The sequence below is a fragment of the Arthrobacter sp. 1088 genome (assembly GCF_031455315.1).
Lineage (GTDB): Bacteria > Actinomycetota > Actinomycetes > Actinomycetales > Micrococcaceae > Arthrobacter.
Genome location: NZ_JAVDSM010000006.1, coordinates 329767 through 342664, shown reverse-complemented (window position 1 = coordinate 342664; position 12898 = coordinate 329767). Strand labels below are relative to the sequence as shown.

Genomic DNA, 12898 nt, shown 5'->3' with positions numbered 1-12898 from the left:
GAAGACAGCAGCGATCGTGCATAGGTTTGTGCTGAGGCTACCGCATTGCGTTGGTTCAGTCAGGGGCTGGCTGTGGCCATCATGAAGACGTCGACGGGATCCTCGGATTCCAGCACGAAGCCGTGGCGTTCATAAAGCCGCCGGGCGGGGCTTCCTTGCAGAACGTCCAGGCGGAAGGGCCTCTCGTCCACGGAGGCTGCCATGACATGCCGGAGCACGGCACCCCCGAGTCCTTTACCCTGATGTGCCGGGGCCACGTAGAAGTGTTCAATCCACCGCGCATCTGGCTCCGGGCGAACCGCAATAACCCCGGCATCCACACCGCCCGTATGGATCACGTAGGTGTGCTCCGGCTGGAAGCTGTTGAGGAAGCGCTCGCGGACACGGACGGGATCGAATCGCCCGAGCCGTTCCAAATCCGGACGCATCACCACTGCGCGGAGCTCGGCGATCCACGCGGCGTCGGAAGCTACACAGGGACGGAGGACGAAGTCAGCCATGCGAACAAGCCTATGGGGCGATCAGGCTTCGGGGATGACCATGGCAAAGCGCTCTTCCCGGGCTATGTCCGGGTCCGGGCCGTTGCGGTTGCCCGTGTCGAGGGCGTCGATGGCTGCGAGTTCTTCAACGCTGAGTTCAAAGTTGAACACATCGAAGTTCCCGGCGATCCGTGACGGGTTGGTCGACTTCGGAATGGCGGAGCGGCCCTGTTGCAGGTGCCAGCGCAGCATGACCTGAGCCGGGCTCTTGCTGTGGGCCTGCGCAATGCCGGCAAGCGTGGGATCGTCCATGACGTTCCTGCGTTCCTCGCCCCACCCCGGGTAGAACGTGATCCCGCCGATCGGTGACCACGCCTGGGTCAGGATGCCATGTTCGGCATCCGCAGCCTGAACGTCCGGCTGGGTGAAGTACGGGTGCAGTTCAATCTGGTTCACCGCAGGAACAACGTCGGTGGCCGCGAGGAGCTCCTTCAGGTGGTGCGGCATGAAGTTGCTGACACCGATCGCCCGGACGCGGCCATCAGAAAGCAATGTCTCCAGCGCTTTGTAGGCAGCGATGGTTTTCTCGAACCTGTCTGGAGCAGGCTGGTGCAGAATGAGCAGGTCCAAGGACTCGACGCCGAGCTTTCCCACAGCTTTGTCCCATGCGTGCAGGGTCTGCTCGTAGCCGTAGTCGCTGACCCAGACCTTTGTCTCGATGAAGACCTCCGACCTCTCCAGGCCGGACTTGCGGATGCCTTCGCCTACCTCGCGCTCATTACCGTAGGCTGCGGCAGTGTCGATGTGCCGGTAGCCGGTGGCAAGCGCGACCTCCACTGCCGCCGTCGTTTCTTTGGGGGCGCTTTGGAAGACGCCCAGGCCAAGTGCGGGCATAGCGACGCCGTTATTGAGTGTGATGTTCATGTTGCCTGTTCCTGTCGTTGCGTGTGGACGGGTTTGTTAGGTGTGGACGGGCACTTTGTGTGCTTCACCGTGTGGGCGTATTTCCAGTCAACACCGGGCGGAGATTCCGTGGGAGTGCATGCCATTACCCCCTTGAAGTGGGGCCTGGTGGGTTCCGGGTAACGCCAGAGCCTCCCTCGCCTGGGAGCCGCGGCGTAGCGTGGAGGGCATGACACACAGCGATGATGTGCGGAAGTTCCTGACCTCCCGCCGCGCAAGGATCACCCCTGAGGAGGCCGGGCTTCCCGCGTACGGTGGCAACCGGCGGGTAGCGGGGCTGCGCCGCGAGGAGGTCGCGATGCTCGCCGGCATGAGTATCGACTACTACATCCGCCTTGAGCGGGGAAACCTTTCCGGCGCCTCGGACAGTGTCCTTGAAGCACTTGGCCGGGCATTGAAGCTCGACGACGCGGAGACCGCCCACCTTTACGACTTGGCCCGCGCTGCCACCGCAGCTCCCCGGGTGAGGCGCAAGCGCAGCCCACAAACAGTGAGGCCCAGTGTCCAGCGCGTCATTGACGCCATCACCGCTGCGCCGGCCTGGGTACGCAACGACCGCGGGGACGTCCTGGCCGCCAACGAGCTGGGCAACGCCCTGTACATGGATTTGATGGCCGAAGAAACCAAGCCGCCCAACAGTGCACGCTTCACGTTCCTGAATCCCAAAGCCCGGGAGTTCTTCGCCGACTGGGAACGGGCAGCTGATGACATAGTCGCGGTTCTGCGCTCAACTGCAGGGAAAAATCCCTACGACAAGGACCTCACGGACCTGATTGGTGAACTCTCCACCCGCAGCGAAGAATTCCGCATCCGCTGGGCCCGGCACGATGTGAAGTATCACCGCACTGGGCGCAAACGGCTGCACCACCCTGTGGTGGGGGACCTGGATCTCACCTTTGAAGCCCTTGAGCTGCCCGCAGACCCGGGGCTGAGGATCAACGTCTATACCGCCGACCCCAACACCACCTCAGAGGACGCCCTGAAAGTCCTCGCCAGCTGGGTAGCGACGCAACGCGAAACTACGGAAGCGGCAGTTAACGAGAAGAAATGAACCCGTCAACAGTGCTGACCATTCTGCGGGGTCGCAGGGCAGGCGTCCGCCCGGACCATAGGATGATCCGCCCGGACCATAGGATGAGACGGACGAAAGGTGCAGCACACGATGGTCACACGTGAAGAAGTAGAAGCAGCATACTCACGGACGGCAGGCTGGGTACGGCACACACCGGTGGTTGAGAGCGGCAACCAGGAGCCGTATCACCTGTGGTTCAAGTGCGAGTACATGCAGCACACGGGAACGTTCAAAGCCCGGGGCGCCTTCAACCGCTTGCTCACGGCGGGGGAGAACGGCGAACTGAACCCGGAGGTTGGCATTGTGGTGGCGTCCGGCGGCAATGCGGGCTTGGCCAACGCCTACGCGGCGTCCAAGCTCGGAGTTCCTGCCACCGTGTTCGTCCCCGAGGCCGCGCCCGCCGCCAAGGTCCACAAGTTGTTCGCCAGCGGGGCCCGGGTGGTCCAAGGAGGTTCTGAGTACGCCGAGGCCTACGCTGCAGCCGTGAAGTTCGCCGAGGAATCCGGGGCGATCTATTGCCATGCCTATGACCAGCCCGAGATCGTGGCCGGCGCAGGTGGCGTTGGCCTGGAACTGCTGGACGAACTGCCCGACGTCGATACCATCCTGGTTGCCGTAGGCGGCGGTGGGTTGATGGGCGGCATTGCCGCCGCGGTTGAAGGCCGGGCCCATGTGGTGGGCGTCGAGCCTGAGACGGTTCCCACGCTGCACACCGCCTTGGCCAAGGGAGAGCCTGTGGATGTGGCGGTCTCCGGGATCGCCGCGGACTCCCTGGGCGCACGGCGAATTGGCGAGATCGGATTCGGCGTTGCCCGTCGCACGGGCGTGCAGAGCGTGCTGGTCAGCGACGAAGACATTGTCCAGGCCCGCCGCAAGCTGTGGGAGGAGTACCGAATGGTGGTGGAACATGGAGCGGCTGCAGCCTACGCCGCCCTGCTCTCGGGAGCGTACGTTCCCAAGGACGGCGAGACTGTCGCCGTCATTCTCTGCGGGGCCAATACGGATCCCGCGCACTTCTAGGACAGTACAGGGCGTCCGGCGCAAGAATCCCCGCCGGTTGGTGTCCGGCGGGGATTCGACGTCGGCAGGTCTGCCCTGCCACAGCGGTTCCTACTTTTTGGGCAGGCCTGCCGGGTTCAGTTCGGACGCAGGGATGGCCTCGGAGGACAGGCCCCAACGGTCCAGGATCTTGCCGTAGCTGCCGTCCTTGATGAGGTGGTTGATCGCCGCCTGCGCAGCCGCAGCAAGGCCGTTGTCCTTCTTGGTGGTGAACGCAATCTCAGCCTTCAGTGGCCAGCCGCCGTTGAGCGTGCCCACTTCCTTGGTCTTGCCATCTTTCGCTGCCTTATAGGCTGCGGAGGCGTTGGGCCCGAACGTCAGGTCCGCGCGGCCCGACTGGAGGGCGAGCTGGGAGGCGGAGTCGTCGTCGTAATACTGGAACTCAACCGGCTTCAAGCCGTTCTTCTTGTTCTCCTCGTCCCAGCGCACCAGGATCGCTTCCTGGTTGGTGCCTGAACCGACGATCACGCGCTTGCCGGCGACGTCCTTGGCTTCCTTGACCTCTGAAATATCCGAATCGGCCTTGGCATAGAAGCCCAGGAGGTCATTGCGGTAGGTCGCAAAATCGAACTTTTCCTTGCGTGCTTCGGTGACCGTGACGTTGGAGAGGACGGCCTCATACTTGCCCGACTCGACGCCGAGGGGCCAGTCGGCCCATGCCACCGGCAGCACTTCAACCTGCAGGCCAAGGCTCTCGCCGATGGCGTACGCGAGGTCAACCTCGTTGCCGATCAGCGTCTTGTTGTCCGTAGCGAACAGGCTCAGCGGTGGGGTTCCACCGGTTGAGGCCACCGTCAGTTTGCCATCGGCCTTGATGGCCTCCGGAACCAGGGCCGCGGCTGCGGAGTCAACGGTCACCTTGATGCGGTCCTGTTCGGGCGACAGGTTGAAGTCTTTGGAGGCGGCGCTTGAAGAAGAGCCCGACGACGGTGCTGTCGCCGCCGTCGCGCCCGGATCCGAGCAGGCGGCGAGCCCCAGTAGGGCCGTAGCGGCCAGCGCCGCGGCCAGGCCGGTCTTGGCTGCAAAACGTGCCATGGTTTCCCCTTATTTATCCCTCACTGGGACGTCAGATGCGTACTTGTGGCTGCAACTATCCAGCAGGGCGGGAACGCGGTCAAAGCATTCTGAAACGTTGGGATACAGGGGGTAATTGCGGTTAATCGGGAGTCGAACGAGGTCACAAACGCTTCGGCGGAAACCGGAAGAAGCCCTGCGCGACGCAACTCACAGAAATAAGCCGGGGACCGCCGTCGTTGTCGCTAGAGTGCCCGCCAACCAACAGTGCGGGTGCCGCGAAACGTACCGAAAGGCATCCCCGTGACTGTTCCTCTTTCCATCCTGGACCTGGCAACCATCGGAAAGGGCCAGACCGTGGCGGAAAGCCTCGCCGGCAGCGTGGCCATGGCGCAGAAGGCCGAAGAGCTGGGCTATCGCCGGGTCTGGTACGCCGAGCACCACAACATGTCAGCCATCGCTTCCTCGGCTACAAGCGTGCTGATCGCTCACGTCGCCGCCCACACCAACACCATCCGGCTTGGTGCAGGTGGCGTCATGCTTCCGAACCACTCGCCGTTGACCATTGCCGAGCAGTTCGGCACCTTGGAGACCCTGCACCCGGGACGCATCGATCTGGGCCTTGGCCGCGCCCCGGGTAGTGACCAGAACACCATGCGTGCGCTTCGCCGCGACCATACGTCCTCGGATGCCTTCCCGCAGGATGTCCTGGAACTGCAGGGCTACCTCACCGGACCCACCCGCATCCAGGGAGTCGAAGCGACGCCGGGCAAGGGCACCAACGTGCCGCTGTACATCCTGGGTTCCTCGCTCTTTGGAGCACAGCTGGCTGCGCAGCTTGGGCTGCCCTACGCCTTCGCTTCGCACTTCGCGCCTGCCGCCTTGCAGGATGCCGTGGCCATTTACCGCAGGGACTTCAAGCCCTCGGAACAGTTGTCCGAACCGCACGTGATCGCAGGGGTTAACGTCACTGCAGCGGACAGCAATGCCGAGGCCCAGGCGATCCACCTCGCCGTGAAGCGGGCCCGTGTCTCGTTGTTCTTTGGCGGCGGCCGGCAGTTCACGGATGACGAAGCGGATATGGTCCTGGATTCCCCGCAAGGCCAGCACATTTCCCAAATGATGAAGTACTCCGCAGTCGGCACGCCGGACGTTGTGCGCGACTACCTTGACGAGTTCGCGAAGCACGCCGATGCGGACGAACTCATCGTTGCCCACCAGAGCATTGGCACGCAGGAACGCCTGCGGTCGGTGGAACTGGTTGCCGAAGTTGCGGGGCTTGTCAGCGCGTAAGGGCGGGCGTCGAAAATAAATTCGAAAGCTTTACGCATTTGCAATGATTCAGGCATGACGCGGTAACTCCACAGGCGGAGACTATAGCTATCTGCAGTGGAAGGATCCGCTATGCCTACGCCCTTAAACCAATCAGCCGCAGACTCCGCGCTGCTGATGAACTCGCTGCCGCTTGGTCTGCTCCGCACCTTGCTCCGGACGGACGCTCAGCAGGGCATCACACCGCAGTTGATGGCGGAGCTTAGGGCCATTGCGCGTGTCCCGGGCCTGCTGGTGGCGTGCAACTATGGCGGCACCCTTTGCTCAGCTGAAGGGACCTCCACCGAGACCCTGCCCCTGGACAGTGCCGCTGTGGCTCTCCGTGCGCTCGCAGCACTTCCCAATACGCATACGGCCATCATTTCCGGCCGGTCATTGCGCGACCTTGCTGCGGTGTCCAGGTTGCCGGCAGAGGTTCATTTGGTGGGCTCCCACGGCGTGGAGTTCGACATGGGCTATGCGTACACCCTGTCCTTGGCCACGGAAACCCTGCTCCAGCAGGTGGCCACGGCATTGACTGAAGCGGTCGCCTTCGAGAAGGGCATCAGCATCGTCCGCAAGCCGGTGGGCGTTGCTGTCCACACCCGGCCCGCGACGCCGGAAGTGGTGGAACGCGTCATCTTCCGTTCCCAGCAGATTGCCATTGAGTACGGGCTCTACTTCATCATCGACGGCTCCGTGCTGGACCTTACCGTTGAGGAACCGGCCAAGGGCCAGGCCCTGGAGCAGCTTCGCTCGCGCCTGGGTGTGAGCGCTGCCCTTTACGCGGGCGACGCCGAAAGCGACGAAAAGGCGCTCGCCACTTTGCGCGGCCCTGACTTGGGCCTTCACGTCGGGCCCGGGAGTACGACGGCGGCACACACCATTCCGGACCCGGAAGCCTTTGCACGTGTGCTGGCTTTGTTGTTCGAACTGCGGCGGGCGTGGCTGTTCGGCGAGGACGCCGTGGGGCTCGAGCGGCATTCGATGATCGGGAATGGCACGTCGACGGCGTTGCTCACCCCTGACGCCAAGGTTTGCTGGATGACCCACCCCCTGCCGGATTCCGGGTCCCTGTTTGCCCATATCCTGGGCGGAGAGCCGGCAGGCCACTTCAGCATCGAGCCAGTCAAACCCTCGCAGGTACTCGCCCAGCGCTATGTGGACAACACCATGATCGTGGAGACCCGTTGGGCCGACGTCACGGTGACGGACTATCTTGAGCCCGCGCCTGAAGGCATCACCAGCCTGGTCCGTGTTCTGTCCGGCACGGGCACGGCCCGGATAGTGTTCGCGCCCCGGCCGGACTATGCCACTGCCCCGTTCAGCATGGAGATCCGCGGCGAGGAAGTCCACATCATGGGCACCTCGGATCCCATCATCCTCTCGGCGCCCGGGGTTGCCTTCCAGCTCACCAGCGACGGCAGGTACGCCACTGCCACCGCGGAAGTGCCGCTGCAATATGGTCCCGTTGTGCTGAACCTGCGCTGCGGAGACACAGAGCCGCCACCCGCGGACCCGGTTGGAGAGCCGGCGCGGCGTGCCGCCGTCGGGCAGTCTGCCCGGGAGTGGGTCAGGACGCTGCAGCTGCCCACCATCAAGACCGCGCTGGTGCGACGCTCGGCGCTGGTTCTGAGGTCGCTGGTGCATGAGCCCACGGGTGCTGTCCTTGCGGCGCCAACTACTTCCCTGCCGGAGGGAATTGGCGGGACGCGCAACTGGGACTACCGGTATTGCTGGCTTCGCGACGGGTCCATGACCGTAAATTCCTTGGTGAGCTTGGGTTCCACAGAGGAGGCCGACGGGTTCCTTCGTTGGCTTGGCCGCATCCTGGAAACTGCGCCCGGGCCGGAGTGGCTCCACCCGCTGTACTCGGTGACCGGTGCCCCGCTGTCCACGGAAGCGATCGTCGAGAGCCTTCCAGGCTACGCCGGTTCGCGTCCGGTGAGGATCGGGAACGCTGCGGACCACCAGGTGCAGCTGGACGTCTTCGGGCCGATTGCCGAGCTGATTCATGATCTTGGCGAGCGGCGCGGGTACCTGCCGGATGAGCATTGGTTCCTGATGGAGCAGATGGCCCACGCCGTCATTGCCCGCTGGCACGAGCCGGACCACGGAATCTGGGAAGCGCGTCGACCGCCACGGCACCACGTTTACACCAAGGTCATGTGTTGGGTGACGCTGGACAGGGCCTTGCGGGCTGCTGCTTTGCATGGTCGTGTGCCACACGAGGACTGGGCGCCGACAGCCGCCAGGATCCGGAAGGAAGTCCTGCGGAAGGGCTGGGACGAATCCGCACGGTCCTACACCGTGGCGTACGACAGCCCCGACCTGGATGCCGCAGTGCTCCATATCGGCTTGTCCGGCCTGCTGGATGTCCAGGACCAGCGGTTCCTGGATACCGTAACGGCTGTTGAGCGCGAATTGCGCGTGGGTCCCACCGTCTTTAGGTACAGGTACGACGACGGCCTGCCGGGTTTGGAGGGCGGCTTCCACATCTGTACCACCTGGCTGATCGAGGCGTACCTTGCTGTTGGCCGCTTGGACGATGCCCTGGAGCTGTTCAACCAGCTGGTGGCTTTGTTCGGTCCTACTGGCCTGCTGCCGGAGGAGTACGATCCTGCCTCGGAAACGCACCTGGGGAACCACCCGCAGGCGTACTCGCACCTGGGCTTCATCCGGTGTGCACAGCTCCTGGACCATTACCTGGCCAGCGCAGACGTGGAGTAGCCCAACTGAGTCGCAGTTGAGCGCGTTTTGAACGCCCAAAACGCGCTCAATTGCGACCTAGTTGGGGGAGGCGGGGCACTCAGGTGAGCAGCAAGGCCACGGCGATCATCGCGGGCACGGCGACGATTGTCGTGATGAGCACGGTGTCCTTTGCAACGGTGACGCCGGCGCGGTAGCGGGTGGCGGCGACGAACACATTCTGGGCCGTGGGGAGTGCTGCCGTCACCACCACGGCGAACAGCGCGTGGCCGTCCATTCCCAAGGCAAAGCGGCCAAAAACGTAGGCGATTGAAGGGTGCACGAACAGCTTGAACCCGCTGGCCAGCAAAGTGTCCAGGCGGCGGCCGGCATCCTTCTGCAAGGGCCTTGACCCATTCAGGCTCATGCCGAACGCCATCAACATGGCCGGAATCGCAGCGCCGCCAATCAGGTGGATCGGCTCCAGAATGAGCGTCGGTACCTGGAAACCCGTTCCTGCCACCAGAAGCCCAAGCCCCGAGCCCACGATCATCGGGTTTTTCACGATCATGAGCAGGAAACGCAAGGGAGTGGTGCGGTGGGTACTCGTGCTCGCGTCCAGGGCCATCAAGTACAGGGGAGTGAAGAAGGCGAGCTGGAAGATCAGCAGCGGTGCAACGTAGCTCGCATCACCCAGGACAAACACCGCAATGGGGATGCCAAGGTTCGCGGAGTTCGCCAATGAAGAACTCATAGACGACATCAGGGCTTCGGGCAGAGAGCGCTTTAGCCAGAACTTTACGATCAGGAAAAACAGCAGCCCAGTGATGATGGCCCCCACTGCGGTGACCAGCAGGGGAGCGGCAAACACCTCGTGCAGCTTCGCCTTGCTCAGGGTTTCAAACAGCAGGGCCGGGCTTGCGACGAAGAACGTCAACGAGCTCAACACGGAGCGGGCATTCTCACCCAGGATCCCGCGCCGCCCGACGAACATGCCCACCAGGATGATGGCCCACACCACGAAGAACCCGGACAGGACGCCGATCATGAGGGCGTGCGGGCGGGGAAGCGTTGGGTCACGAACAACAGCCTAGCCACATCGCCGCGGCGAGTAAGCGTTTTCTGGCGAGAGTTCCGTCATACGGACACTCAACGCGCGACGTCGGCACTCACCTGAGCGCCGACGTCGCGCGCTATTTGCTGGCCGCCGGCCCGTTCGTGGCCTCGAGTGCAGATATCAGCCGACCGACTTGGGTAACAGCCGAGCGGATTTTGGTGGCATCGCTGATGGTGAGGAATTGAAGCATGAGGCCGTCCAGGGCGGCGAAGATGGCAAGCGACGCTTCGCCGCTGGTATCGAGCCCCCGTTGGCTCAGTGCTTCTTCCACCGTGCCCACATAATTCGCGTACAGCCGTTCAACCATGGCGCGAATCTGTGGATTGCGCCTGGACTCGAGGATCATTTCGAACTGGAACAGCTGCAGCTCCGGTTCCGCGGAGACCGTGGCTATGAGCGAGTCGGCAAAAGCCTCATCAAAGTCCGCGATCCCTGCCAGCCCGGTTTCCTCGATGGACCTTTGAACTGACCACTCCATGGTGGCGGCGAGGAGTCCCTCAATGGAGCCGAAGTGGTGGGTGACCAAGGCGTGGTTGACGCCGGCGCGGGCAGCAACTGATCGGTATGTAACGCCGCGCAGGCCTTTCTCCCCAACAACGTCCACGACGGCAGAAAGCAAGGCGTCCCTGCCGTCTCCGTAGGGCAACTTGCGTGCTTCCCGACTCATACAGCGAGTTTAGCGGTGTGGAAATCAGTGAGGGGAACCCATTGACACTCAGAACTATACAAACGTATAGTTCTGAGTGTGGCGGGCGTCACCTCCCGCACCAAGAGCAGCTTCAGCCTCGCCGCCCGGGCATTCGTCCCCAGCCGCAGGGCTCCCTATCCCTCCGCAGTGGCGATGGCGCCAATGCACTTAGGAAAGAACAGCCTCATGAACAAACCCAGCCAGATCGCTGCCGTAGACGGCGTCAAACATGCTGCTCCAGCCGCAGGCCCCGTCCGGCTCAGGGCGGACAAGCTTGGCGTCGTAGCCGTCGCCTTCTTCGCCATAGCGGCGGCAGCGCCGATGGCAGCCGTGGTCGGAGCCAGTCCCGTGATCTTCTCTGCCAGTGGGCCGGCAACCCCGGTCATATATGTCATAGCGGCCCTGTTGGTAGCGCTCTTTTCAGTGGGCTACCTCAGAATGAGCCAACACATCACCAATGCCGGAGGCTTCGTTGCGTACATAGCCAAGGGGCTGGGCACCAAGTGGGCTACAGGCGGCGCTGGAATCGCAATTCTCACCTATGTCAGCCTCCAAATCGGCCTGTGGTCGCAGTTCGGCGTCTTTGCCGGGCAGCTGGTGGAGAGCCTCACTGGCGTTGGGTTGCCGGTCTACTTCTGGGTTGTCGCGGTGCTGGCGCTCACCACTTGGCTGACCATGAAAGGCGTGGACGCCAGCCTGAGGGTGCTCGGAGTGCTCATCCTCGGCGAAACGCTGGTGGTTGCCGTGCTGGTCGGGTCACTGATAGCCCAGAAAGGGCTTGGAATCTTCACCTTCGCAGGGTTCACGGGAGAGAACATTTTTGGGCCGGGCCTTGGGATCTCCCTGTTGTTCGCCTTTGCCTGCTTCACCAGCTTCGAGGCGACCGTAGTCTTCGCCGAGGAGGCAAAGAATCCACGGCGCACCATCCCGCGGGCTGCCTACCTTGTCATCGCCTTTGTTGGCGTCTTCTACGCTGTTTCCACGTGGGCCATTGGAGGTGCCATCGGGATCGACGGCATCCAGGCGGTGGCCACGGAAAATCCCTCCGGCATGATCTTCGACCTTGCCGAAGCCAGCGCCGGTGCCTGGCTGAGTGTCGCCATGCAGGTGCTGGTTGTCACCAGCTTCATTGCGATGCTTCTGGGCCTATCCAACATGTTTTCCCGATACTTGTTTGCGCTCGGTCGATCCGGCGCGCTCCCGGCCAAGCTGTCTTCTGTTTCGAATTCCGGGGCACCATCCCTGGCGGGTCTGGTCAACTCCCTGGTTGTCCTGGCAGTGATCAGTGCGTTCCTGCTGGCCGGTGCTGATCCACTGGCCACCGTCTTCGCGTGGTTCGTGGCCCTGGGAACGGCGGGCTTCATCTCCATCCTGCTACTGACTTCCGCCGCCATCCTCGCCTACTTCGCCAAAAACCGGATTCGGGACAACCTCTGGGTGACCGTCATCGCGCCAGCGCTCTCCCTCTTGGCGTTCATCGTGGTCGCCTACCTGACCTTGGACAACTATGACGTCCTGCTCGGAGGCGCGGGAGACGTAGCACGCTGGCTCCTCCTTGGCATACCGCTTTTCTTTGTGGCCGGCCTGGTTCGTGGAACGCAAAAGCCCACCATCAACTACGCCGCCGAAATCGTCTGAACACCTCAATCGTCTGAAACCCAGGAAAGGGCCACTTACGTGATTACAACCGAACTCCAGGACTACATTCCAGAAGAAGAATGGCCGCCGGTATCAACAATGCTCGACGGCTTTGGGGACCAGACCCTGCCGGCCTCGGACGCGTTGTCCGGCACCACCCTCCGGATCGCGACGAACCACTCTGAAGTCAGCGAGTACCGCTTCCAGGACGCCACGACCCTGGAATGGTCCGAGCCCACTTCAAGCGGGAGCGCCACCTACAAGGCCATCGAGGCCCGTCCCGGCATCTTCATCATCGATTTCGTCCGCGGACAGCACAAGGAAGAAAAATCCGACGCCGAAAACGTCACCATAATCTTCGACAACAACACCGGTGCCGTCACCACCGCCGTGTCCGGATTCGTTACCCGGGATAGCAAAGTCCGCTGCACCACCGAATTCGTGCACTCCAACGTCAACGGTCCCGCGGACGCAATCCACCAACGTTCCCCCGGACTTATCGGAAAACGCATCTTCTACCGTTACAGCGACGTCGAAACCTACGAGCACATCTATCTAAACCAAGGAACCTTCACGTGGCATTGCGTGCGCGGAGGGGAAGCAGGACTGGCTGATACTGACCGGTGCATGACCTGGGCCGTTGCAGAGGACCTTTTTCTCTTCTTCTGGACGGAAAAAGTCATGACGGTTGACGCGGTACTCCTGATTGACCTTCGAGAACAGCGCTCCATAGGCCGGATGTTCGGCTGGGATGATCCCGCCGCGGAACCGGTGATCCTGCCGTTCAACTCACGGCTCAGCGTCCTGAACACCACGGGTTACCCGCAGGACACCCACAAGCACTAGTCGCGCAACAACGCAGAACAACC

General features: G+C 62.7%; 11 protein-coding genes. 6 read left to right on the top strand and 5 right to left on the bottom strand.

Going from position 1 to position 12898, the window contains the following annotated elements; translation table 11 throughout:
* Window positions 1–59: 59 nt before the first annotated feature.
* Both J2Y41_RS12165 and J2Y41_RS12160 read right to left on the bottom strand, forming a co-directional pair.
* Complete coding sequence (locus J2Y41_RS12165) at window positions 60–500, bottom strand: GNAT family N-acetyltransferase (RefSeq protein ID WP_224089423.1); 441 nt, start codon at window positions 498–500, stop codon at window positions 60–62.
* A gap of 21 nt (window positions 501–521) precedes the next feature.
* On the bottom strand, window positions 522–1403 hold the full coding sequence (locus J2Y41_RS12160; RefSeq protein WP_309928641.1) for an aldo/keto reductase: 882 nt from the start codon (window positions 1401–1403) through the stop codon (window positions 522–524).
* A 208-nt stretch (window positions 1404–1611) separates the two neighbouring features.
* Between J2Y41_RS12160 and J2Y41_RS12155 the strand changes: the two genes are divergently transcribed.
* Complete coding sequence (locus J2Y41_RS12155; protein ID WP_224089420.1) at window positions 1612–2493, top strand: helix-turn-helix transcriptional regulator; 882 nt, start codon at window positions 1612–1614, stop codon at window positions 2491–2493.
* A 111-nt stretch (window positions 2494–2604) separates the two neighbouring features.
* Window positions 2605–3534, top strand: coding sequence for a threonine/serine dehydratase (locus tag J2Y41_RS12150; protein ID WP_309928639.1), 930 nt, complete (start codon window positions 2605–2607; stop codon window positions 3532–3534).
* A 90-nt stretch (window positions 3535–3624) separates the two neighbouring features.
* On the opposite strand, the gene J2Y41_RS12145 is transcribed toward J2Y41_RS12150, so the two are convergent.
* Complete coding sequence (locus J2Y41_RS12145) at window positions 3625–4608, bottom strand: ABC transporter substrate-binding protein (protein ID WP_309928638.1); 984 nt, start codon at window positions 4606–4608, stop codon at window positions 3625–3627.
* Between the two features lie 282 nt (window positions 4609–4890).
* On the opposite strand from J2Y41_RS12145, the gene J2Y41_RS12140 reads away from it, so the two are divergent.
* Window positions 4891–5880: an LLM class flavin-dependent oxidoreductase gene (locus J2Y41_RS12140; RefSeq protein ID WP_224089414.1), complete on the top strand. Its 990-nt coding sequence runs from the start codon at window positions 4891–4893 to the stop codon at window positions 5878–5880.
* Between the two features lie 111 nt (window positions 5881–5991).
* Window positions 5992–8628: a trehalase-like domain-containing protein gene (locus J2Y41_RS12135; protein WP_309928637.1), complete on the top strand. Its 2637-nt coding sequence runs from the start codon at window positions 5992–5994 to the stop codon at window positions 8626–8628.
* Window positions 8629–8707: 79 nt separating this feature from the next.
* Here J2Y41_RS12135 and J2Y41_RS12130 read toward each other — a convergent pair whose 3' ends face one another.
* Window positions 8708–9634 carry an AEC family transporter gene (locus J2Y41_RS12130; RefSeq protein WP_309928636.1) on the bottom strand — a complete coding sequence of 309 codons (927 nt, stop codon included), beginning with the start codon at window positions 9632–9634 and terminating at the stop codon, window positions 8708–8710.
* Window positions 9635–9779: 145 nt separating this feature from the next.
* Window positions 9780–10370, bottom strand: coding sequence for a TetR family transcriptional regulator (locus J2Y41_RS12125; protein WP_309928635.1), 591 nt, complete (start codon window positions 10368–10370; stop codon window positions 9780–9782).
* Between the two features lie 78 nt (window positions 10371–10448).
* Here J2Y41_RS12125 and J2Y41_RS12120 point away from each other — a divergent pair, with 78 nt between their 5' ends.
* Complete coding sequence (locus J2Y41_RS12120; RefSeq protein WP_309928633.1) at window positions 10449–12029, top strand: APC family permease; 1581 nt, start codon at window positions 10449–10451, stop codon at window positions 12027–12029.
* Window positions 12030–12068: 39 nt separating this feature from the next.
* Window positions 12069–12875 carry a MoaF C-terminal domain-containing protein gene (locus J2Y41_RS12115; protein WP_309928631.1) on the top strand — a complete coding sequence of 269 codons (807 nt, stop codon included), beginning with the start codon at window positions 12069–12071 and terminating at the stop codon, window positions 12873–12875.
* Window positions 12876–12898: the final 23 nt, after the last annotated feature.